20 protein-coding genes and 1 riboswitch are annotated in these 22,042 nt (G+C 51.2%); of the genes, 12 read left to right on the forward strand and 8 right to left on the reverse strand.

The genetic code is table 11. The features are described 5' to 3' along the window. Positions 1-123: 123 nt before the first annotated feature. The 3 genes from EA58_RS08115 (at position 124) to EA58_RS08125 (ending at position 2,628) form a co-directional block, all read left to right on the forward strand. Complete coding sequence (locus EA58_RS08115; RefSeq protein ID WP_036751237.1) at positions 124-1,164, forward strand: AraC family transcriptional regulator; 1,041 nt, start codon at positions 124-126, stop codon at positions 1,162-1,164. Positions 1,165-1,370: 206 nt separating this feature from the next. Continuing rightward, on the forward strand, positions 1,371-1,838 hold the full coding sequence (ibpA, locus tag EA58_RS08120) for a small heat shock chaperone IbpA (protein WP_051641953.1): 468 nt from the start codon (positions 1,371-1,373) through the stop codon (positions 1,836-1,838). 226 nt (positions 1,839-2,064) lie between these two features. Beyond that, positions 2,065-2,628, forward strand: coding sequence for a GNAT family N-acetyltransferase (locus tag EA58_RS08125; protein ID WP_081819587.1), 564 nt, complete (start codon positions 2,065-2,067; stop codon positions 2,626-2,628). Positions 2,629-2,804: 176 nt separating this feature from the next. Here EA58_RS08125 and EA58_RS08130 read toward each other — a convergent pair whose 3' ends face one another. Beyond that, a complete protein-coding gene (locus tag EA58_RS08130; RefSeq protein WP_036751239.1) occupies positions 2,805-4,055 on the reverse strand; it encodes a valine--pyruvate transaminase in 1,251 nt (416 codons plus the stop codon). Positions 4,056-4,106: 51 nt separating this feature from the next. Next, complete coding sequence (locus EA58_RS21540; protein WP_152547965.1) at positions 4,107-4,433, reverse strand: hypothetical protein; 327 nt, start codon at positions 4,431-4,433, stop codon at positions 4,107-4,109. A gap of 58 nt (positions 4,434-4,491) precedes the next feature. Between EA58_RS21540 and EA58_RS08135 the strand changes: the two genes are divergently transcribed. Next, a complete protein-coding gene (locus EA58_RS08135; RefSeq protein ID WP_036751271.1) occupies positions 4,492-5,778 on the forward strand; it encodes a DUF1835 domain-containing protein in 1,287 nt (428 codons plus the stop codon). Between the two features lie 297 nt (positions 5,779-6,075). On the opposite strand, the gene glyS is transcribed toward EA58_RS08135, so the two are convergent. Beyond that, positions 6,076-8,148, reverse strand: coding sequence for a glycine--tRNA ligase subunit beta (gene glyS, locus EA58_RS08140; protein ID WP_036751241.1), 2,073 nt, complete (start codon positions 8,146-8,148; stop codon positions 6,076-6,078). A 9-nt stretch (positions 8,149-8,157) separates the two neighbouring features. Continuing rightward, positions 8,158-9,069 carry a glycine--tRNA ligase subunit alpha gene (gene glyQ / locus EA58_RS08145; RefSeq protein WP_036751243.1) on the reverse strand — a complete coding sequence of 304 codons (912 nt, stop codon included), beginning with the start codon at positions 9,067-9,069 and terminating at the stop codon, positions 8,158-8,160. A 275-nt stretch (positions 9,070-9,344) separates the two neighbouring features. On the opposite strand from glyQ, the gene EA58_RS08150 reads away from it, so the two are divergent. After that, complete coding sequence (locus EA58_RS08150) at positions 9,345-10,037, forward strand: OmpA family protein (RefSeq protein WP_036751244.1); 693 nt, start codon at positions 9,345-9,347, stop codon at positions 10,035-10,037. 94 nt (positions 10,038-10,131) lie between these two features. Continuing rightward, a riboswitch (yybP-ykoY riboswitch) is annotated at positions 10,132-10,230 on the forward strand. A gap of 93 nt (positions 10,231-10,323) precedes the next feature. Then, positions 10,324-10,881, forward strand: a complete 558-nt coding sequence (locus EA58_RS08155; protein ID WP_036751245.1) for a TMEM165/GDT1 family protein — start codon at positions 10,324-10,326, stop codon at positions 10,879-10,881. Between the two features lie 85 nt (positions 10,882-10,966). Here EA58_RS08155 and tusA read toward each other — a convergent pair whose 3' ends face one another. Continuing rightward, a complete protein-coding gene (gene tusA, locus EA58_RS08160; protein ID WP_036751246.1) occupies positions 10,967-11,227 on the reverse strand; it encodes a sulfurtransferase TusA in 261 nt (86 codons plus the stop codon). A 149-nt stretch (positions 11,228-11,376) separates the two neighbouring features. Between tusA and EA58_RS08165 the strand changes: the two genes are divergently transcribed. Beyond that, the gene (locus EA58_RS08165) at positions 11,377-11,547 is read left to right on the forward strand and encodes a hypothetical protein (RefSeq protein WP_371929360.1); all 171 of its coding nucleotides are present in this window, start codon (positions 11,377-11,379) and stop codon (positions 11,545-11,547) included. Positions 11,548-11,683: 136 nt separating this feature from the next. On the opposite strand, the gene acuI is transcribed toward EA58_RS08165, so the two are convergent. The 3 genes from acuI to fadB all read right to left on the reverse strand — a co-directional run bounded on the left by acuI (position 11,684) and on the right by fadB (position 16,161). After that, on the reverse strand, positions 11,684-12,667 hold the full coding sequence (acuI, locus tag EA58_RS08170) for an acrylyl-CoA reductase (NADPH) (protein ID WP_036751273.1): 984 nt from the start codon (positions 12,665-12,667) through the stop codon (positions 11,684-11,686). A gap of 145 nt (positions 12,668-12,812) precedes the next feature. Next, on the reverse strand, positions 12,813-13,982 hold the full coding sequence (gene fadA, locus EA58_RS08175; protein ID WP_036751248.1) for an acetyl-CoA C-acyltransferase FadA: 1,170 nt from the start codon (positions 13,980-13,982) through the stop codon (positions 12,813-12,815). Positions 13,983-13,998: 16 nt separating this feature from the next. Next, positions 13,999-16,161 carry a fatty acid oxidation complex subunit alpha FadB gene (fadB, locus tag EA58_RS08180; RefSeq protein WP_036751249.1) on the reverse strand — a complete coding sequence of 721 codons (2,163 nt, stop codon included), beginning with the start codon at positions 16,159-16,161 and terminating at the stop codon, positions 13,999-14,001. A 349-nt stretch (positions 16,162-16,510) separates the two neighbouring features. Here fadB and EA58_RS08185 point away from each other — a divergent pair, with 349 nt between their 5' ends. The 5 genes from EA58_RS08185 to hemG all read left to right on the forward strand — a co-directional run bounded on the left by EA58_RS08185 (position 16,511) and on the right by hemG (position 21,635). Next, entirely contained in the window at positions 16,511-18,385 is a 1,875-nt protein-coding gene (locus EA58_RS08185; RefSeq protein ID WP_081819588.1) for a S8 family serine peptidase, read from the forward strand. A gap of 6 nt (positions 18,386-18,391) precedes the next feature. Then, a complete protein-coding gene (locus tag EA58_RS08190) occupies positions 18,392-18,868 on the forward strand; it encodes a hypothetical protein (protein WP_036751250.1) in 477 nt (158 codons plus the stop codon). A 116-nt stretch (positions 18,869-18,984) separates the two neighbouring features. After that, a complete protein-coding gene (locus EA58_RS08195) occupies positions 18,985-19,611 on the forward strand; it encodes a YigZ family protein (RefSeq protein ID WP_036751252.1) in 627 nt (208 codons plus the stop codon). A 32-nt stretch (positions 19,612-19,643) separates the two neighbouring features. Continuing rightward, entirely contained in the window at positions 19,644-21,101 is a 1,458-nt protein-coding gene (locus EA58_RS08200; RefSeq protein WP_036751253.1) for a TrkH family potassium uptake protein, read from the forward strand. Between the two features lie 9 nt (positions 21,102-21,110). After that, positions 21,111-21,635 carry a menaquinone-dependent protoporphyrinogen IX dehydrogenase gene (gene hemG / locus EA58_RS08205; RefSeq protein WP_036751255.1) on the forward strand — a complete coding sequence of 175 codons (525 nt, stop codon included), beginning with the start codon at positions 21,111-21,113 and terminating at the stop codon, positions 21,633-21,635. The last annotated feature ends 407 nt before the right edge of the window (positions 21,636-22,042 follow it).

The raw sequence follows: 22,042 nt of genomic DNA on the forward strand, positions 1-22,042 counted from the left end.
ACTTTAACTGGCTTAAGATATTTTTCTATCGCTGCCCATGCCAATTTATTGTTGAATCGTGCAAAGCAGTTGCCAGAGAACGGAAATGGGTGTGAGCCCGAACAGTCAGGTGGAGTCAGCATCATGGAAGGCTATTACTCAACGCTTAGCAGCTGGATAATCCCGATGACCCGAGCCATGCAGCAGCAGGGTCTGGATATTGAAAAGGCACTGTCGGCGTGCGATCTCGATCTTCATCAGTTACATAATCAGGACATCCGGGTGCCGATCCGGAAGTTGTCTGCGCTGATTGATTATTGTAATCACCACTTTCCTGCTCAGGATTTTACGGTTCAGATCGCCCGTTATTTCCATCCTGGCGTCTTTCATATTCTGGGCTACGCCATGATGTCGGCAGATACCCTGGAAGATGCACTGCGACAGCTGGTGGAATACCATCGTGTGGTGTGTGATATCAGTGACCTGCGTTTAATTGAAACTGATGATTTACTGGTGCTGGACGTCAGCTTACGGACCCCGGGGGAAGACCCACAGTTGTTGTTACGGCCTCAGGAGCTGGAAGTTTTTTTCGCGATGGTGGTCAGTTTTGCTCGGGATGTCATCGCTGCCGAATATAGTCCTGCTGCGGTTGCGTTTCAGAATACGGCACTACCGCAGGGGGCAGGCTACCTGACTGATTTTTTCCGTTGTCCGGTTCAATTTGAGCAGCCGCGCAACACGCTTGCTTTCGACAAACTGAGTGCCCGGCGTCAACTGTTGACAGGAAATGCCACCATTCGACAGGAGCACGAAAAAATCCTCCATGAGTTTTTGGCGCGTATTGATCGCCATGACTTGATTCATCAGGTGAAGTGTAAAATTCTGGAACGTTTATCGTTGGGCGCTCCGGCACAGCGAGATGTTGCAGCGTCGCTGGGGATGAGCCTTCGAAATTTGCAGCGAAAACTCAGCGAGCTGGAGACCAGCTATAAAAGCATTTTGGAAAACAGCCGGAAACATCTCGCTTTGCATTATGTGCAGCGTCAGGATTTGGCATTGGGTGAGATCAGCTATCTGGTTGGCTTTGCCAGTGAATCGAATTTCCATCGCGCCTTCAAACGTTGGACAGGTCAGTCACCAGGGCAATATCGCCGGAACCTGCACTTGTCGCCGCGTGCATCTTGAGGCCGGGAGACTACAAGCGATATTTGAACGTGACAGGTGCGCTAAAATTTTTTTCATTGTCCCCTTGAATGCTTTTTTTACGACCTTATATCTATCTGTGAAGCAGGAGGTGCCATCGGTTTGGGCCTTCAATGGTTTGTCCAAGAGGAAAACCCGCTTCAGTTTTTTCACCGTAAATAGTATTGCTTCATAGAAGGATAGTGATTATGCGTACCTTAGATTTTTCTCCCCTGTATCGTTCTGCCATTGGTTTTGACCGTCTGTTTAATCAGATGGAGCAGAACCTGAATAACAGCAATGGTGGATATCCTCCATACAATATTGAACAGCAAGACGAAAACCATTATCGCATTACAATGGCGGTTGCCGGTTTTGGTGAAGAGCAAATTGAGATCAGTCAGCATCAGAATCGACTGATTGTGACCGGTAAACGTGCGGAAGCTGATGCAGAAGATAAGCGTCATTATCTGTATCAGGGTATCGCAGAGCGAGATTTCGAACGGAAGTTCCAACTGGCCGATCATGTCAAAGTGATTGGTGCCTCGATGGAAAATGGTCTGCTTCATATCGAACTGGAACGTGAAGTGCCGGAAGAAGAGAAACCACGCAAGATCGCCATTAATGGTCAGCGTTTGATTGGTCGTGAAGAGACCGTGGTCAACGACAATATCTGAATCTGAGTTTGTTTCAAGATGTATGGAAGGTCAGCCTGAGGGCTGGCCTTTTTTATTCGCGGCTGACAAGTGGCGTGGATATGTTTCACGTGAAACCCTATTTTTAGGGGAGCTTGTGTTCGAATGTTTCACGTGGAACACCATGGGATAGTCGCAGGTGTGATTGTGATAACTAAAGGTGGCAAGGTAGGATTGCGTTTTTGTTGTGTGTGGTAAGGAAGAGAACATGGAACAACAATGGACGGGTCAAAGCATCAACAGGGCACGTGTCTGCTTATCTGAGCAAGACCCATATTTCAGGTGCTGTGACAGGCGAGGGATCGTCTTGATAGAAGCAGATGAACAGCATGAAGCATTCGCCTTTGCGCTGAAAAAGGCGGCGGAACGGGAAGCGGTGACACGGATATTTGGCTGGGACGAACCCTTGCAGTACCAATTACATCTTCGGGAGTGGCAAGCTTGCAAACCTTCATTGATTCTTTTCGAGGGTAAAGCAATCGGCAGTGTGTTACTGGAAAGTGTTGAAGTAATTGCTGAGGAGAGTGAAGCTGTCGAACGTTCTTTGCATTTCAGTCGCTTCTTTTTGATGCCTGAATGGCAGGGGCGGGGAATTGGCAGCGCCGTTTTGGCTGGTGTGATGACTTTGGCCGATGCTGAAGGTTTACCTTGCCAGCTTCAGTATTTGGTTGGGAATCCTGTCGCGGCATTATACTGTCGGTTTGGTTTTGAGGAAGCATCTCGGGACAGCCAGTTTGTCACCATGATTCGACAACCGCTCTCTGTTGCCTAGATAGCTGTTGTTTGTTCAGACGTGTTTCCTATGCAGTGTCACACTGAAGTACAGTGAAAATTCTGGGCTGAAATCTGGCATCATCGGAAAGCGAGCAGCACGGTGGAAAAACGATAAAAAAACAGGGCAGTGATTTGCCCTGTTTGTGACGGAATCGTGTTGTGGTCTTGAGGCGGTTAAACTTCCTGATATGCCTTTGCGACTTCTTCAGCAATGATCGCAATGCCGCGCTGCATCTTTTCATCTTCCTGGACATAGTTCATGCGCAAACATTCGTGGCCATGACTCCAGTCTTCTTCCAGTCCGATAAAGAAGTATTCGCCAGGAACGATCAATACGCCACGAGCTTTCAGCCGTCGGTAGAGTTCCATGGTGGTAATAGGCAAATCTTTGAGCCATAGCCATAAGAACATCGCGCCTTCTGGCTTATGGACCCGGAAGCGTGCATCAGGAATGGCTTCCTGTAGCCATTTCACCGCTTGCTGGGATTTAGCTTGATAAAACGGTTTGATGACCTCCTCACTCAGGCGCAGTAGATCTCCTTGCTCAATCATTTTATTGGCAATCGCTGGGCCGACACTGCCGGGTGCCAGGCTGAGAACGCCATTCATGTTGGCCAGTGCCGTCGTGATTTCTTCACTGGCGATGACAATGCCACAGCGCACACCGGGTAAGCCAAGTTTCGACAGACTCATACACAGAATCGTATTGTGATTCCAGAATGGCGTTACGTCTTCAAAAATGATATCCGGGAAGGGCATGCCATAAGCATTGTCGATGATCAGTGGAATGCCGTGTTGCTGAGCCAGCTCATCGAGGTGGCGGATTTCTTCATCGGTCAGCACATTGCCGGTCGGGTTGGTTGGCCGTGAGGCACAAATTGCGCCGACGTTGTCATCGACTTTCAGCGCTTTAAAATCGACGTTGTATTTGAACAGGCCGTTGTCGAGCAGGGTGATTTCTGGCCTGTAGGAAATAAACATATCCGGACTAACGCCAGCATCAGCATAGCCAATGTACTCGGGGGCGAGGGGGAGCAGGATTTTTTTGTGGCTGCCATCTGGGAAATCACCGGCGAGCAGATTGAACAGACTGAAGAAAGCACTCTGGCTGCCGTTGGTCAGACTGATATTACGGCTGCTGATCTCCCAGCCGTATCGTTCACGCAGCAGGTCGGCAAGGGCATTGATAAAGGTGTTCTTACCTTGCGGGCCGTCATAGTTGGTCATGGCCGCCGCCAGTTCGCCACTTTCATTCAGGTGCTGGCTGAGCTGGGTAAAATAGTCGACCATGGCCGGAATTTGCGCCGGGTTACCACCGCCTAACATAATGGCGTCTGGGTTGCGCAGGCCATCATTCAAATCATCCATTAATTGGGTAATGCCTGAGTAGCGGGCAAACTTGTTACCGAATGTAGAAAACTCCATCTTGCTTCGACCTCAGCGTGTGTCTTGTTTGTGATTTTTATTGTGGGTGAGTCAAACAACATACATCAATGATACGAACAGTGAAAGTGACTTTAGCCACCCAAAACTCACGATGTGTTTCGGGTAGGTTTCACGTGAAACACCGAAGAAAGCATGCTTGTTATGAATAAGTTTAGATGAAGCACACTGCCATGAATGCGGTTGCGTTGCATGTTTCTCGGTTGTATCGCAAAGTTTTTGGTGGGATGCTTCGGGCTCTGATATTCCCTTGTTTTCTCCAGTTTCTGTTGTAAGCTTGACGAGCGTCGCCCACGCTGCCTGCTCGCGGAAAGGATAGGATCCAGGGTGAATGGTATTGCTGCCTTCGGCAGCCCACATGTTATGTTTACCTTCTCTTCTGTTTGGCGAGTACAGAAATCATGAGAATGGTGAAGTTATGCATCCACACAATGCCTTTTCGCTCAACCTGAGCGCTCTCAAATCTCAGGCGAAGCAACGACTCAAAGCTATCCGTCAGGGGAGTACTGAGGCGTTGCAAACCGTTCAGAGCCATCATCCCAAACCTCATCAACTCAGTGCAGAAACGATCCGTCTGGCTGATGTTCAGTTTGTGATTGCGCGTGAGTTAGGGCTTCCCAGTTGGAGCCAACTCAAGCAGCATGTTGATTCACTCAGTGAGCACAGACGATTGATGGAACAGGGGAGCAATCCACTGGATAATGACATGCCCACGCTCCATCTACGATGTGGTCATGACATACAGCACAGGCTCAGGGAAGCGGGTTTCGCAGGGGATTTTCTGCCATTCATCGCTCCGTATTGTATCGGCCCTTTAACTTCAAGCACTGATTTTGAGATGCGCCGTGCTGACTTCATTCGCCATACTTTATTGAGTGAGACAGGTGAGTGCCCGGCGGCTGAGCAACTTGTGAAGGAGACACAATCCAAGCTGAGTCAGATCCGAAGTGAGCGTTATCAGCGTTTGGTCTTTTGGGTTGAACATGACAACTATGATCAATTGATGCTGATCCGACTGTTGGCATTTTTGGCTGATGTACCGACATCCACACAACGACGGATTGAACTGATTGAGGTTGATTGTTTTCCCGGGCATGATCGCTTTATTGGTTTGGGTCAGCTCCCCGCAGAAGGGCTTCGATCCCTCTGGCAGCAACGCCAAAATATCAGCCAGTCTAAGTTATGTCAGGCCCGTCTGATCTGGCAGGCGTTTTGTGCGCCGACGCCGCAGCCACTTGTGGCTTTATTGCATGCAACTGAGCTTGCCGGATTTCCGAATCTCAGGAACGTCATCATCAGACATTTGCAGGAGCTACCGCACTGTAACTCGGGTTTGAGTCTCACCCAAACACTGGCACTCAAGGTCTTGCAGCAGGCTGATCAGCCATTGGCTTTTTCGGATCTGTTTTCAGCTTATCAATCAGTTGAGCCGTTGCCATTTTTGGGCGACTTGATGTTCTGGGCGTTAATCAAATCGCTGACTTTGGGAACAGCACCCTTGATGACTGTTACGTCACGCGGTGAACCCAAGGGCTGGTTCAATCAAGAGTTGGTCATCACAGCTCATGGCCGTCGCTGTTTGGCACAGCAGGTGAGGGCTGAATGTCCTGTCTATTGGGTTGGCGGGATTGTGAGTCGGCCTGAACAATACTGGACCTGGGATCACCTGTCACTGAGCACACTCCATTTTATGGATGCCCGATAGTAAGCGATTTGAGGTGGGTCGTGTTTCACGTGGAACAATATCGGCTGACAGGATATCGGTTGACAGATAGATTGCTTCTGAGTGCTTGAATCGAGTGAGTGAATACGGCTGAGTTGGGTTTGATGAATGGATTCAGGCGAGTCGCTTGTTGCTCGCTCAAGGGAAGACAGGCAGGGCAAAAAAGTTTCACGTGAAACATCGGTGGCTCTGCTGGGTATGACGGATGTTCAGATTGAAAAAAGCCCGCTTGTGCGGGCTTTTGCGTTCTTGCATGTTTTGCTGTCAACGAGCTGACTGTTAGTTTTGCAGCAGGGAAATATCTGCAACTTTCAGGAATTCATTGCGCAGCTGGTTCAGCATGGTCAGACGGTTCACTTTCAATGCTTCGTCATCGGCCATGACCATCACGTTGTCGAAGAAGGCATCGACTGATTCCCGCAGGGTTGCCAGCTCAGACAGGGCTTGCTGGTAATCACCGGCGGCAAAGATTGGTGTCAGTTTCGCCGTGACTGATTCAACATTATTTGCCAGTGCTTTCTCTGCGTCTTCTACCAGCAGGTTGCTGTCAATGGATGCAGACAGCTGACCGTCAAATTTTGCCAGAATGTTTCCGACACGCTTGTTGGCTGCGGCCAGAGATTCAGCAGCATCCAGCGAACGGAAATGGCTGACCGCTTTGACACGCTTGTCGAAGTCGGAAGGTGAAGTCGGGCGGCGTGCCAGCACAGCCTGAATCACATCGACCGTGTGGCCTTCGTCCTGATACCAGGCGCGGAAACGGCCCAGCATGAAATCAATCACATCGGCTTCAACATTGTGGTTTGTCAGCTTGTGACCAAACAGTTCTTTGGCTTTGCGGATCAGGTCAACCAGATCCAGCTGATAGCCTTTCTCGACCATGATGCGCAGGGCACCCAGAGCTGCACGGCGAAGGGCGAACGGGTCGTTGGCACCTTTCGGATGCTGACCAATGCCGAAGATACCGACCAGCGTATCCATTTTATCTGCCAGTGCGACTGCCGCAGCAACGTCAGAACCTGGCAGTTCATCACCGGCAAAGCGTGGCATGTATTGCTCGTTCAGGGCAACGGCAACATCTTCATGTTCGCCATCCAGACGCGCGTAGTGCATGCCCATGACACCCTGAGTATCAGTGAACTCGAACACCATGGAGGTCATCAGGTCACACTTCGACAGCAAACCTGCGCGCTCAGCGTGTTCCACATTGGCACCGATGAGCTGGGCAATGTAGCCAGACATTGAAGTGATGCGATCGGTTTTGTCACGCAGTGTGCCCAGCTGTTTCTGGAACAGGACGCTGTCCAGTTCGTGCAGACGGTCAACCAGCGGACGCTTGCGGTCGGTATTGAAGAAGAACTCGGCGTCGGCCAGGCGAGGGCGGACAACCTTCTCGTTCCCTTCGATAATATGACGCGGTTCTTTCGATTCGATGTTGGAAACGAAGATGAACTTCGGCAGCAGTTTGCCGTTTGCGTCATAAACCGGGAAGTATTTCTGGTCACCTTTCATGGTGTAAACCAGCGCTTCAGCCGGAACGTTCAGGAACTCTTCTTCGAAGGATGCAGTCAGCACGACTGGCCATTCAACCAGAGAGGTCACTTCTTCAACCAGCTCGTCTTCCAGATCGGCAATACCGCCAACGGCAATGGCCGCTTCTTTGGCACCGGCAATGATCTGTGCTTTCCGGGTTTCGTAATCAGCGATGACTTTACCGCGCTCTTCCAGAATTGCTGGGTACTGATCGGCATGTTCGATGCTGAATTCCGATTCACCCATGAAGCGGTGACCGCGAATGGTACGTGCAGATTCCACACCCAGAATGGTGCCCGGGATCAGCGCGTCGTTCAGCAGCATGACCAGAGTTTTGACTGGGCGGATGAACTGCGTCTCTTTGTCACCCCAGCGCATTGGTTTCGGAATCGGTAATTTTGCCAGCGCGGCTGCAGCCAGTTCACACAAAAGTTCGGTTGCTTGCTTACCTTTGACGGCTTCTTTGAACAGCAGCCATTCACCTTTGTCGGTTTTCAGACGTTCGGCCTGATCAACGGTAATTCCATTCCCACGCGCCCAGCCTTCGGCTGCTTTGGTCGGGTTTCCATCAGCGTCAAATGCTACGCTGACGGCAGGACCACGTTTCTCAACCACTTTGTCAGCCTGACCTTCAGCCAGCGCAGTGACTTTCAGGGCCAGACGGCGGGGTGCAGCAAACCATTCAATGTTCCCGAAGGCCAGTTCTGCTGCATTCAGTTCAGCCGCAAAGTTATCGGCGAAAGCTTCCGCCAGCGTACGCAGGGCTTTTGGTGGTAGCTCTTCAGTACCCAGTTCAATCAGAAAATTCTTGTCAGCCATGCGGGATCCTTACTTGTCTTTTTTACACATCGGGAAGCCCAGCGCTTCACGAGAGGCATAGTAGGCTTCAGCGACTTGTTTGGTCAGGTTACGAATACGCAGGATATAGCGTTGACGCTCGGTGACGGAGATCGCTTTGCGGGCATCCAGCAGGTTAAATGCATGACCGGCTTTCAGAATACGCTCGTAGGCTGGCAGCGGCAGGGGCTGTTCCAGTTCCAGCAGTGATTGACATTCTTTCTCGCACTGATCAAAGAAAGTAAACAGGAAGTCGACATCAGCGTATTCGAAGTTGTAGGTGGACTGTTCCACTTCGTTTTGGTGGAAGATATCACCATAGGTGACTTTGCCCAGCGGGCCGTCGGTCCACACCAGGTCATACACAGAGTCTACACCTTGGATGTACATCGCCAGACGCTCGATCCCGTAAGTGATTTCACCGGTGACCGGCTTACATTCCAGACCACCAACTTGCTGGAAGTAGGTGAACTGGGTGACTTCCATGCCGTTCAGCCAGACTTCCCAGCCCAGACCCCAGGCACCCAGAGTTGGGTTTTCCCAGTTGTCTTCTACAAAGCGGATATCATGAACCTGAGTATCAATGCCCAGCGCTTCCAGTGAACCCAGGTACAGTTCCTGGATATTGTCCGGTGATGGCTTGATGATGACCTGGAACTGGTAGTAGTGTTGCAGACGGTTTGGGTTTTCCCCGTAACGGCCGTCAGTCGGGCGGCGTGATGGCTGCACGTAGGCAGCTGCGATTGGCTCTGGACCCAGAGCACGCAGACAGGTCATTGGGTGCGAGGTACCGGCACCGACTTCCATATCCAGCGGCTGCACGATCGTACAACCTTGCTTGCCCCAGTAATCCTGAAGCGTCAGGATCATGCCCTGAAAGGTCTTAATGTCGTATTTTTGCATTGTCAGCTTCACGAGATCCGTTGATATAAGTAGAAAAGATAACAATCGAGTATACCTTGGCTGGCTTTGTGGGAGTAGGGGCCGCGCACGTTTTTTGCTCATAATGACCGCGTGTGTAAATTTTTGTCATCAGACTTCCGCCATAAGCAGAAACAGGGTAAAAAATTGACAGACTTTTGATATCCGATGGACAGTCTTGTCTACAATGCAGCAAGATAGTGCTCAGTTGAAACGGGCGTCTTGCTGAGCTGATGAACATTTAATGGGGAACAAGCATGCAACAACACACTTCTGCGGCTTCACGTAAGTGGGTACGCGCTATCCTTTTCGCTGGTGTTACTTCAATGGTGGCGACAGGTTGTACAACGGTGAATCCTTATACCCGTGAAGATCAGACGGCGAAATCAACCAGCGGTGCACTCATTGGCGCTGTGGCCGGTGCGGCGATCGGTGTGGCTTCATCCAGTAAAAAAGACCGGGGTAAAGGTGCGCTGATTGGTGCGGCTTCCGGTGCGGCACTGGGCGGCGGTATCGGCTACTACATGGATGTGCAGGAAACCAAGCTGCGTCAGCAACTGGAATCAACCGGGATCAGCGTGACCCGAAATGGTGATCAGATTGTGCTGAATATGCCCAATGCTATTACTTTTGGTGTCGATCAGTCGAATCTGAGCCAGCAGGCGATGAATGCACTGCAGAATGTCGCAACGGTGGTGAATGAGTACGATAAAACACAGCTGAATGTTTACGGTTTCACCGACAGCTCTGGTTCTGATTCATACAACCTGCGTTTGTCTCAGGTTCGTGCCAGTGAAGTAAGTAACTATCTGGTTCGTAGTGGTGTTGCTGCTCAGCGCGTATTGTCGAAAGGTATGGGTGAAGCACACCCGATTGCTTCGAATGCGAACGCTCAGGGCCGTGCACAAAACCGCCGCGTTGAGATTGTGCTGAGTCCACTGGAATCTTAATCGCATCTTGCGTCATCTCACTTTTCCAAGGGAAGCTTCGGCTTCCCTTTTTGATCACTTGAATCCCGACAGGGTTCTGGCTATCATGCCGTTTCCTTTGGGGAGTAGCCTTCCGTTCTGACGGAACAATCATCAACATAATTGAAGCAAAATCTTCATGGTGATTGTGACTGACCATCTCTCCGGTCAGTTTGGCGAGACCATAGGCAAATCGATATGAACCGGGGTGGGGCATGTCTGTTTGTCTTTGGTTTAAAATAATTATCCTCGCCCCAAAGAGCATGTCGTGAGCATTTTAGCTGTTTCCATTACTACTGTCGCACTGGCCGAAATTGGGGATAAAACCCAGCTGTTATCGTTGCTTTTAGCCAGCCGCTACCGTAAACCGGTTCCCATTATTCTGGCGATCTTTTTAGCCACGATTCTGAATCATGCCCTGGCTGCCTGGTTAGGCGTTGTGGTGGCGGATTATTTATCACCGGAAGTCCTGAAGTGGGTGCTGGTCGTGAGCTTTATTGCCATGGCAGGCTGGATTTTAATCCCGGATAAACTGGATGATGACGAGTCGATTTCCAGTCGCGGCCCTTTTATCGCTAGCTTTATTGCATTTTTCATCGCTGAAATTGGCGATAAGACTCAGGTGGCAACGACCATGCTGGGTGCGAAATACCATGACGGGCTGATGTTGGTTGTCTTGGGAACGACGATTGGTATGTTATTAGCCAATGTGCCGGTGGTTCTGATTGGCAAATTGTCTGCCGATAAAATGCCGTTGGGTTTGATTCGCAAAGTGACGGCAGGCTTATTTTCTTTGCTGGCTCTAGGGGCGGCATTCGGCTTGTAAGGTCAGCGAATATGTGCGATTCAGTCCAGTCTTGAATCAGCGCAATGAAAATGTCATCAGGCAGCGTTAGGCTGCCTGATTCAATTTATGCCTTCCCTTTACGGATGAGAAAGCGATATGGCAGGGACTCGGTATCCGCGGCCAGCAGGGTGTGATCCATAAAACGGCAGAAGCTGGGGATATCACGGGTCGTTGACGGATCATCGGCCAGCACCAGCAAGGTTTCGCCTTCGGCCATCTTGCGGACCGTTTTTCGCACCATCATGACCGGTTCCGGACAACGCAGTCCTTGTGCCTCCAGGCTGTGAGTGGCGGAATCAAAATTCGTGGTTGTGCTCGTGGTCATAGTCGTGCCATATCGTAAATGAGAGCCAGATCATACTCATGGATAATAAATAATCAACCAGGGGTTGGCAAAGGTAACAATTATGTGTAACTTAGTTAACAAGTTGTTAACTTTGTTGTCATCACAGGGAGGCGAGGATGATTACTCAGATGGATAGACTGACTATTTACTGTGTGCTGTGCTTTATCGCTTTCTGCTCGATTGTACTGCGTAACGTAGACGAATTAACTGTCTTTTCGCTGGCGGGTCTGGTCGCCGCAGCGATTGGACTCTGGCTTGAGCTCTCACATTCTCCGGAGCTTGAGGAAGAGGAAAGCTAACTTTCACATCTACTACACTCCCCCAGTTTTCTTGGGCTTCCCCGCTATTATGGCGGGATTTTTTTTACCTGCTGGTCGCAGATAAAAACTTCACCCGGTTCGTCCGGATGAAGTTTTTGAGCCTGAGTCTGATCGTTTATGACAATTTCACCAGGGTACGACCGGTCACCTGACCCTGAATAATGGCCTGGGCCAATTCCGGTACCTGTTCCAGAGTGACCGTCTGGCCGGCTTGCTGGTAAAAACTTGCTGGCAGTAGTTCGCTCAGTCGCTGCCATGCCTGCTGACGTTTTTCATAAGGACAGTAAACCGAATCGACCCCTTGCAGGCGAACATTGCGCAAAATGAATGGCATGACAGTGGTGGGTAAATCAAAGCCACCCGCCAGCCCGCACGCCGCGACGACACCGTTGTAGTCGAGTTGGCTCAGCACTTTCGCCAGCATTTTGCTGCCGACGGTGTCAATCGCACCTGCCCAGCGTTGTTTTTCAAGCGGTTTGGCCGCTTCTTCCAGTTCGCTGCGCTCAACGATGGTGGTTGCGCCGAGCTGTTTGAGTAGCTCACCATTTTGTGAAGCGCGACCGGTCACCGCTGCAACGCGGTAACCCAGTTTGGCAAGCAGCGTCACGGCAACTGAGCCGACACCACCACTGGCGCCAGTGACCAGTATTTCACCTGAATCCGGGGTCAGACCGGCATCTTCCAGCGCTTGAACACAGAGCATAGCGGTCAGCCCAGCGGTGCCGATGACCATGGTTTGCTCACAGGTCAGATTGGCAGGCAAGGGGACCAGCCAGTCGGCTTTCACCCGGGCCAGTTCAGCCATACCGCCCCAGTGATTTTCACCGACACCCCAGCCGGTCAGAACGACTTTATCGCCTGGCTGATAGCGGCTGTCTGTGGATGTCTGCACCGTGCCGGAAAAATCGATTCCCGGTACCATGGGAAACTGGCGGATGATCTTTCCAGCACCAGTAATGGCCAACCCGTCTTTATAGTTCAGCGAGGAAAATTCAACTGCAACCGTCACATCGCCGTCCGGTAATTGGTTGTTATCGACGTCGCCAACTTGTGCCAGTGTTTTGTTGTCTTGCTGGTTGAGGATCAGTGCTTTAAACATGGTTTTTCTCCGTGCGAAGTAAAAGCGCAAAGCATGAGTGTAGTCAGTCAGGTTGTCCCAAATCTGAATCTCAGACAACTTTTCCTGAAATTGAACCGAAAAAAAGCCCACAACTGGTGCGGGCTTGGTGAAGTTGAAGAGCGAGTTAGCCGTCCACGCGCTCAAAAATGGTCGCAATGCCCTGACCCAGACCAATACACATGGTCGCCAGGCCGTATTTGACATCGTGATGTTCCATCAGGTTAATCAGCGTGGTCGAGATACGCGTACCGGAGCAGCCCAGCGGGTGGCCCAGTGCAATGGCACCACCGTTCAGGTTCACTTTTTCATCGACCATGTCCAGCAGACCTAAGTCTTTGGCGCATGGCAGAGATTGCGCTGCGAAGGCTTCGTTCAGTTCAACCATACCGATGTCGTCGATCGTCAGGCCGGCACGTTTCAGCGCTTTTTTCGTCGCAGGCACCGGGCCGTAACCCATGATGGACGGATCGCAGCCGGCAATCGCCATCGACTTGATGCGAGCGCGGATCTTCAGGCCCAACTCTTTCGCTTTGCTCTCGCTCATGATCAGCATGGCAGAAGCGCCATCAGACAGGGCTGATGAAGTCCCGGCAGTCACAGTACCATTGGCTGGATCGAAGACCGGACGCAGGCCAGACAGGGTTTCTACAGTCGTTTCCGGACGGATGACTTCGTCGAAGTCATACAGCTTCAGCACGCCATTTTCGTCGTGACCTTCAGTCGGCAGGATTTCGTTTTTGAAACGGCCCTCAATGGTCGCGGCATGGGCACGCTGGTGAGAGCGCGCTGCAAAGGCGTCCTGCTGTTCACGGCTGATGCCATGCATGCGGCCCAGCATTTCAGCGGTCAGACCCATCATGCCTGCGGCTTGCGCGACAGACTTGGACAGACCCGGGTGGAAGTCGACGCCGTGATTCATCGGTACATGGCCCATGTGTTCGACACCGCCCACCAGACAGATTTCTGCATCACCGACCATAATCGAGCGGGCGGCACAATGCAGGGCATCCATAGATGAACCACACAGACGGTTGACTGTGGTTGCACCAACCGTATGTGGAATACCGGCCAGCAGCGCAGCGTTACGGGCAACGTTAAAGCCTTGTTCCAGGGTTTGCTGCACACAGCCCCAGTAGATGTCTTCAATCGCGGTTGGCTCGACCTGAGGATTGCGCTCCAGCAGGCCTTTCATCAGATGGGCAGACAGATCTTCTGCCCGCTTATTCCGGAATGCACCAGCTTTAGAACGCCCCATCGGGGTACGGATGCAATCAACAATTACGACGTTATTCATGTGTTTATCCTCGTCCTTAAGCGTTTACGGGTGCGTTGTAATAGCTTTCGCCTTTCTCTGCCTTTTCACGAAGACCGGCAGGGACTTCGTAGACGGCACCAAGATGAGCGAATTGATCAGCCATTGCCACATAATTCGCCAGGCCGATGGTATCCAGGTAACGGAAGACACCGCCACGGAATGGAGGGAAGCCCAGGCCGTAAACCAGTGCCATGTCGGCTTCTGCCGGGGTGGCAATAATGCCTTCTTCCAGACAGCGGACAACTTCGTTGATCATGGGCACCATGATGCGGGCAATGATGTCTTCGTCGCTGAAATCAGTGGTTCGGCTGACAACAGGAGCCAGTAGTTCAGCCACTTCCGGTGCCAAATCTTTCTTCGGTTTGCCTTTCTTATCCACGGAATAGGCGTAGAAGCCTTTGCCATTTTTCTGACCCAGACGCTGGTTCTCAAACATGACGTCAACAGCATCTTTGTAGTCTTTGCCCATCCGCTCCGGGAAGCCTTCTGCCATGACGGCCTGCGCGTGGTGCGCGGTATCGATACCAACCACATCCAGCAGATATGCAGGGCCCATTGGCCAGCCGAATTTCTTCTCCATGACTTTATCAATCTTGGTGAAGTCAGCACCGTCACGCAGCAACAGGCTGAAACCGGCAAAATAAGGGAACAGTACACGGTTGACGAAGAATCCGGGACAGTCATTGACGACAATCGGGGATTTGCCCATCTTGGCTGCGTACGCCACAACACGGGAGATAGTTTCTTCCGAGGTGTGCTCACCGCGGATGATTTCAACCAGCGGCATACGATGAACCGGGTTGAAGAAGTGCATGCCACAGAATTTCTCCGGGCGTTTCAGTGATTTTGCCAGCACGTTGATTGGAATGGTCGAAGTATTAGAGGTGATGACGGTGTCTTCACTCACACGTTCTTCTACTTCAGCCAGAACTGCCGCTTTCACTTTCGGGTTCTCAACCACAGCCTCAACAATCACATCGGCCTCTTCAATGCCGGCGTAATGCAGGGTTGGCTGGATAGACGCCAGAATTTTGGCCATTTTCAGACCATTGAGCTTGCCGCGCTCCAGTTGTTTGTTCAGCAGTTTCGATGCTTCGGTCATCCCCAGATCCAGCGACGGCTGAGCGATGTCTTTCATCATCACTGGCACGCCTTTCAGTGCAGACTGGTAGGCAATACCGCCGCCCATGATGCCAGCACCCAGAACGGCTGCACGTTGTGTGTCTTTGCCTTCTTTGGCGGCTTGCTTCGCTTTGCCTTTGATGTACTGGTCATTCAGGAAGATGCCGACCAGTGCCGGTGCTACTTCGCTTTTCGCCAGTGCGACAAAGCCTTTGTTTTCGACTTTCAGTGCTTCGTCGCGGCTCATGCCTGCGGCTTCTTCAATACACTTCACGGCAGTGATTGGGGCAGGATAGTGCGGACCAGCCACCTGCATCACCATACCTTTGGCCATGGTGAAGCTCATGGTGGCTTCAATTTTGTTCAGTTTCAGCGGGGCTTGCTTTTGCGCACGGCGGGACTGCCAGTCCAGCTTGCCAGCCATAGCGTCTTTCAACATGGTCAGGGCCGCTTCGTGCAGGGCTTCAGGGGCGACGACAGCATCGACCAGACCCAGCTTCAGGGCTTCAGGGGCTTTCTTCGCTTTACCGGCTGCGATGATGTCCATCGCCGGATCAGCACCAATCAGGCGAGGCAGTCGAACGGAGCCGCCCCAGCCAGGCATGATACCCAGTTTGGTTTCGGGCAGGCCGACCAGCGCTGTGGTATCGGCAACACGAATGTCTGTTGCCAGAATACATTCACAGCCGCCACCCAGTGCAAAACCGTTGATTGCAGACACGGTTGGCACAGAAATATCTTCCAGGCGATTAAAGATGGCATTGGCATCTGCCAGCCAGCTGGACAGGGTCTCTGCTTCCTGCGTCATGATGTCAGGGAATTCGGTCACATCCGCGCCAACAATAAAGGCAGGCTTACCGGAAGTCAGGAGTACACCTTTCAGTTCGGTTTGCTGATACAGCGCGTTGATAGCTTCACTGAGGTTTTCCAGGGTCTTGCGATCCAGCTTATTCACGCTGCCTGGTGCATTGAAGTTGATTTCCGCAATGCCATCCTCCAGATAGCGTACGGACAGGGTTTCACCTTGGTAAATCATGTTCTATCTCCGTGAATACCGGTTCACTTGCCGGCTTGATTTTGACTGGTTCGACCTGCAACCAGGTTAAAGATTAGTCTGGACTTGTTGTAAAGGGATTTCAACACCTATTTTAAACAATTGTTTAAACCTTGATGTGGGTGTGTTGCAAAAGGTGATGTGCGCCGAATCTTCTTTGGGTTATTCGTGGCTGATTTATTGGATGTAATTGGTTGCTTTTGCGAGGTATTTCATTCTGTTTATCTTTTTTCTCATCTTCAGGTAGCAATTGCGACTGTTATCAGTATACATCCAGAGTGTATTCCATGACCGGAATATCAATGGAGTGAATACTATTAAGGATATATGAATGAAGACAGCGCTGAAATTATTGCCTGTATTGGTTACGGCGGCTCTGGTGCCGACGGTTGCCCATTCGGTGACTTTGCCCAAACCGGCACCGGTTTTGGATCCAAGTGCCGACTGGTCCTGGGTTCAGGATGATTTGCCCTCAGATCCGCTCTATCCGCATCAGTGGCACCTGCAAAATCATGGTCAGGCGGCATTCTCCCGCTCAACCGGTACGGCCGGGCAGGACATGAACCTGTACGTGAGCCATGCGATTGGTGTACGTGGTCAGGGTGTCACCATTGCAGTCGTGGATGATGGTCTTGAAATTGGCCATCCGGATCTGGCCCCCAATATCCGTCCTGGCTCACGGGATGTGGTGAATAACGATGATGACCCTTCACCAGACGATCCAACCGACGGGCATGGTACTGCGGTTGCAGGTATCGCTGCTGCGGCAGGCTGGAATGGTATTGGTGGTCGGGGTGTGGCACCGTATGCCGGACTGAAAGGGTTCAACTGGCTCAATAATCAGTCGATGGAAGCCTGGCTGCTGTCGCATGGTGAAGCGGAAAACACTGCTGATGTACGGGTGTTCAACCAGAGCTATGGGTCGTCTTCTTTATTTCCTCGGAAGTATGATCTTAATGACCTGGATACCGCCCTCAGAGAGCAGGTTTATGAGCGTGTGACGCGCGAATCTCATCAGGGGCTCGGCAGCCTTTTCGTGAAATCAGCGGGGAACAGCTATAACCGCTTTACCATGAGTTTTACCTCGCTTGGCCGCACGCGGATTTTGCCCGGTGATTACTATGATCCGAACCGGATCGGGCCACCAAACAATGGCCTGCCCATGCAGGACAGTAATATTACCTCGGATAATGCCAACTACTGGAACATGGTGGTTTCGGCAGTGAATGCGGATGGCCAGCGTTCCTCTTATTCATCAGTCGGCGCGAACGTATTTATTGCAGCACCTGGCGGTGAATATGGCACGGATTCTCCGGCAATGATTACCACAGATGTGAGTGGCTGTGATGCGGGTTACAACACCCTGACCCGGACCAACAATGCACTGCACGGTGGCACGGCTTTGGATCCGCGCTGTGAGTATAATGGCACGATGAACGGAACGTCATCGGCGGCACCGAATGCATCGGGTGCAGTTGCGATGGTGATGTCGGCGAATCCGAATCTGAACTGGCGTGATGTGAAGCATATTCTTGCGTCTACGGCGACGAAAGTCGATCCGAATCAGGCCGGGGTCAGCCTGACATTCCAGAATATCGCCAATGAAGCAACGACCTATCAGGCTATTCCGGGATGGCAGACCAATGCTGCGGGCTATGATTTCCATAACTTCTATGGTTTTGGCCGTGTGAACGTTGATGGTGCCGTGGCGATGGCGCTGGACTACGATACACCATTACCACCGCTGTCGATCACGCCATGGCAGCGTGTAACGGCACAAGCACCGATCCAGGATGCGACCTTGCATGGTGCTGTCAGTGCGTTCAACCAGCCGCAAGACTTTGTCGTCGAGGCGGTACAAGTGAAGGTAGATATTGATCACCAGCGTGTTCAGGACCTGGCGATTGAGCTGATTTCTCCGTCTGGTACCCGCAGTGTCATCATGTCACCACGCACAGGGATGGTCGGGCAGTCGATCAGCAACCGGGTGGCCGGTTTTGAACAGCAACTGCTGCTGTCGAATCATTTCTATGGTGAGTCTTCGCAAGGGCGCTGGCAGTTAGTGGTTCGGGATACGAATAAAGAGGTCTCCAGCTGGATTGCAAAGCCGGCTGACAGAGAAGGGATCACGGTTCAGCAGGCCAATAACACTCAGGATGGTGTACTGAAATCCTGGGATATTCGATTCTTCGGTCATGAGGGGTAAATCATCATGAAAACCATTGTCATGTTATCTTCATTGCTTTTTGTTACCCCGGCATTGGCCGCATTGCCTTCGGTTGAGCAAGCAACGGAAGCAAGCGCAGGGACCTTGATCCTCAACGGTGTTGCCTATCAACGTTTGGCGGATCACCAACCCAAGACACGCCAGAAGCGTTCTCTGTCGGCACCTTTGGCATCGGCTGAAAATGCTGTATTGCGTAAGGGCGATCAGCTGCTGACACTCGACACCGTCGGTGAGACCGTTGAGGTAACCGGTAGCTTTCTGATTCGCCTCGGGCAAGACGTCGATGCATCGGCTTTTGCTGCACAGCATCAACTGGAACTGGTTTATGCCAGTGGTGAGATTGCGCTGCTGAAAGCCGAAGCCGGTCGTAACCTTCTGCCTGTCTTGCAGGCGCTGGAGAACAGTTATCAGGTTGAGCAGGTGACCCTGGAGCTGAACAGTCAACTGAACCAGCCTCAGTAAACAGGATGCAACTGAGACAGATGAAAAGGAGCTTCGGCTCCTTTTTTGTGTTGTGAATCTGTGCGGAGGGTTATGTTATTCTTGCGACTTTCGATTATATGAAGCGAAGCAAAGACATGGCACAGGCTCCATACCTTATTCCTGCAGAACCGGTGATTTTTGAAGAAGAAATCAAAAAGAGCCGTTTTATGACTTATCTGGCGCATACACCGGGTCTGGATGCCGCCAAAGCCTTCGTTCAGGAAATCAAAACCCGTCATGCCGATGCCCGTCATAATTGTTGGGCTTTTGTGGCGGGCCGCCCAGAAGATTCCATGCTGTGGGGATTCAGTGATGACGGAGAGCCTTCGGGAACCGCAGGTAAACCTATTTTGGCGCAACTGAGCGGATCCGGGGTCGGAGAAATCACGGCAGTTGTTACCCGATACTACGGTGGGATTCGTCTGGGAACCGGCGGTTTAGTGAAAGCCTATGGTGGTGGTGTGCAGCAGGCGCTTGCTGTGCTGATGACCAAAGAAAAGGTGATTACTTCAGCACTTTCTATCTGCTGTGCGTATAATCAGGTGCCGTTGCTGGAGGCCGTGATGGCCGAGCATGGTGCTGAAGTGGTTCATGCGGATTACGGTGTCGATGTCAGGATGACGCTTCAGCTCGACAACCGTCAGGTTGAGAACTTGAAAGTCATGTTAATGAATCGCAGTAGCGGCCAGATTCGAATTCAGGACGCAGATGAACCTTCTTAAAAGAATAAAATGAAGAGCGCCCGCTAAAGATTATGCAAATTCGTTCGATTATCCGTATTGTTGGCCTGCTGCTGGCATTGTTTAGTGTCACCATGCTGGTGCCGGCTTTGATCGCGCTGCTGTACCGTGATGGTGCGGGTTTTCCCTTTGTCGTGACTTTCTTTATCTTGCTGGCCGGGGGGGCTGCTTTATGGCTACCCAACCGTCACCACCGGCGGGAACTGAAGGCGCGCGATGGTTTCCTGATTGTCGTGTTGTTCTGGACGGTGATTGGCAGCGCCGGTGCGGTGCCTTTTATTTTGTCTAAAACGCCGGATCTGTCTTTGACGGATTCTTTTTTTGAATCTTTCTCTGCTCTGACGACAACCGGGGCGACCGTGATTGTCGGGTTGGATCACCTCCCGAAAGCAATTTTGTTCTATCGGCAGATGCTGCAATGGTTCGGTGGGATGGGAATCATTGTGCTGGCCGTAGCGATTCTGCCTGTGCTGGGCATCGGGGGCATGCAGCTGTACCGGGCTGAAATTCCGGGTCCCGTCAAAGACAGTAAAATGACACCTCGAATTGCAGAGACAGCGAAAACCCTGTGGTTTATCTATCTGGCGCTTACGGTGGCCTGTGCGGCCGCTTTCTGGGCCGCAGGGATGGATCTGTTTAATGCCATTGCCCACAGTTTCTCGACGGTCGCTATTGGTGGGTTCTCGACACATGATGCCAGTATCGGCCACTATAACAGTACGGCGATCAATATGGTGACCGTACTCTTCCTGCTGATTTCAGCCTGTAACTTTTCACTGCACTTCGCGGCATTCTCCAGTCGGGGGTTGCACGTGCGAACCTATTTTCGGGATCCTGAGTTTAAAGCTTTCCTGGTGGTTCAGCTGATTCTTCTGATGATTTGTTACAGCTTACTCATGAAGCATCAGACCTATGATAGCTGGTGGTCAACGTTGGATCAGGCGCTGTTCCAGACGGTATCCATTTCGACAACAGCTGGCTTTACAACGACCAGTTTTTCAGAATGGCCGCTTTTTCTTCCTGTGCTTTTGCTGTTCTCTTCTTTTATTGGTGGATGCGCAGGGTCGACCGGGGGCGGCATCAAAGTCATCCGTGTCTTGCTGCTGTTCCTTCAAGGGGTACGTGAGCTGAAACGTCTGGTTCACCCGCGGGCTGTGTACACCATCAAAGTTGGAAATAAGGCTTTGCCGCAACGTGTAGTCGATGCCGTCTGGGGTTTTTTCTCTGCCTATGCGCTGGTATTTGTCGTTTGTATGCTGGTTTTGGTGGGAACCGGAATGGATGAACTGACCGCATTTTCTGCGGTGGCTGCGACGCTGAATAACCTCGGACCAGGGCTTGGACAGGTTGCCGTGCATTTTGGAGAGGTCAATGATGCCGCCAAGTGGACACTGATTGTCGCGATGTTGTTTGGCCGCCTTGAAATCTTTACGCTACTGGTCTTGTGTACCCCGACATTCTGGCGCAATTAAGGAGAAACTATGGAAAAGGTGCTGATGCTGCATTCAAGTTGTGAAGGGCAGACCATCAAAATCCTCAAATATATCGCGCAGGAACTGGGTGTGGATTATCACTGTGATATACAAGATATCCATCAGCTACCAGCGCCAAACTTCAGCGAATACGACAAAGTGCTGATCGGTGCTTCTGTGCGTTACGGGCATTTAAATAAAAAACTCTATCAGTTTATTGAACGTCACCATGAATCGTTGGCCGCACAAAAAGCAGCTTTTTATTGCGTGAACTTGACCGCCCGCAAGCCGGGGAAAGATACGCCGGAAACAAGCGTCTATATGCAGAAGTTTCTGAAGAAGTCAGTCTGGCAGCCTATGTTGCTGGAAGTTTTCGCTGGTGCATTACGGTATCCACGGTATAACTGGTTCGATCGCACCATGATTCAGTTCATCATGCGCATGACCGGCGGTGAAACCGATACGACAAAAGAAGTGGAATATACAGACTGGCGGCGTGTTTCTGCGTTTTCCGAGGCATTTAAAGCACTTTAATGGGTGAAAAAAGCCGTTTTTGATTAACTTTTGCCCAAAAAAAAGAAAAATCAAAAAAATCTCAAAAATGCGCTTGCGCCCTGAAAGAAAGTCCCTATAATGCCGCCTCACTGAACGGGTTTACGGCCAAGAAAGCTAAAAACCAAAGGTTCAAAGGAAAGTTGTTCTGAAATAGATTGAAAAAAGTGTTTGACACAGTTTTTCATTTCGATAGAATGGCCGCCCTGTCCACGACGAGCGAATCGCGAGTCTGGCAAAGTTCTTTAACAATTTGACCATGCAATCTGTGTGGGCACTCGACAATGATACAGTCAAAAAGATTTTATCAGTGAACTGAGTGACCAATTGATAGCGCTTTTTCGAAAGGGTTATCGGCACAGTCAATTTATCAGTAATCACTGAGCCGC

The sequence above is a fragment of the Photobacterium galatheae genome, from assembly GCF_000695255.1.
GTDB lineage: Bacteria > Pseudomonadota > Gammaproteobacteria > Enterobacterales > Vibrionaceae > Photobacterium > Photobacterium galatheae.

Excerpts from the sequence above, each read along its gene's own strand:
- EA58_RS08115 (WP_036751237.1), top strand. The coding sequence starts at position 124 with ATGGAAGGCTATTACTCAACGCTTAGCAGCTGGATAATCCCGATGACC.
- ibpA (WP_051641953.1), top strand. The coding sequence starts at position 1,371 with ATGCGTACCTTAGATTTTTCTCCCCTGTATCGTTCTGCCATTGGTTTT.
- EA58_RS08125 (WP_081819587.1), top strand. The coding sequence starts at position 2,065 with ATGGAACAACAATGGACGGGTCAAAGCATCAACAGGGCACGTGTCTGC.
- EA58_RS08130 (WP_036751239.1), bottom strand. The coding sequence starts at position 4,055 with ATGGAGTTTTCTACATTCGGTAACAAGTTTGCCCGCTACTCAGGCATT.
- EA58_RS21540 (WP_152547965.1), bottom strand. The coding sequence starts at position 4,433 with ATGTGGGCTGCCGAAGGCAGCAATACCATTCACCCTGGATCCTATCCT.
- EA58_RS08135 (WP_036751271.1), top strand. The coding sequence starts at position 4,492 with ATGCATCCACACAATGCCTTTTCGCTCAACCTGAGCGCTCTCAAATCT.
- glyS (WP_036751241.1), bottom strand. The coding sequence starts at position 8,148 with ATGGCTGACAAGAATTTTCTGATTGAACTGGGTACTGAAGAGCTACCA.
- glyQ (WP_036751243.1), bottom strand. The coding sequence starts at position 9,069 with ATGCAAAAATACGACATTAAGACCTTTCAGGGCATGATCCTGACGCTT.
- EA58_RS08150 (WP_036751244.1), top strand. The coding sequence starts at position 9,345 with ATGCAACAACACACTTCTGCGGCTTCACGTAAGTGGGTACGCGCTATC.
- tusA (WP_036751246.1), bottom strand. The coding sequence starts at position 11,227 with ATGACCACGAGCACAACCACGAATTTTGATTCCGCCACTCACAGCCTG.
- EA58_RS08165 (WP_371929360.1), top strand. The coding sequence starts at position 11,377 with ATGGATAGACTGACTATTTACTGTGTGCTGTGCTTTATCGCTTTCTGC.
- acuI (WP_036751273.1), bottom strand. The coding sequence starts at position 12,667 with ATGTTTAAAGCACTGATCCTCAACCAGCAAGACAACAAAACACTGGCA.
- fadA (WP_036751248.1), bottom strand. The coding sequence starts at position 13,982 with ATGAATAACGTCGTAATTGTTGATTGCATCCGTACCCCGATGGGGCGT.
- fadB (WP_036751249.1), bottom strand. The coding sequence starts at position 16,161 with ATGATTTACCAAGGTGAAACCCTGTCCGTACGCTATCTGGAGGATGGC.
- EA58_RS08185 (WP_081819588.1), top strand. The coding sequence starts at position 16,511 with ATGAAGACAGCGCTGAAATTATTGCCTGTATTGGTTACGGCGGCTCTG.
- EA58_RS08190 (WP_036751250.1), top strand. The coding sequence starts at position 18,392 with ATGAAAACCATTGTCATGTTATCTTCATTGCTTTTTGTTACCCCGGCA.
- EA58_RS08195 (WP_036751252.1), top strand. The coding sequence starts at position 18,985 with ATGGCACAGGCTCCATACCTTATTCCTGCAGAACCGGTGATTTTTGAA.
- EA58_RS08200 (WP_036751253.1), top strand. The coding sequence starts at position 19,644 with ATGCAAATTCGTTCGATTATCCGTATTGTTGGCCTGCTGCTGGCATTG.
- hemG (WP_036751255.1), top strand. The coding sequence starts at position 21,111 with ATGGAAAAGGTGCTGATGCTGCATTCAAGTTGTGAAGGGCAGACCATC.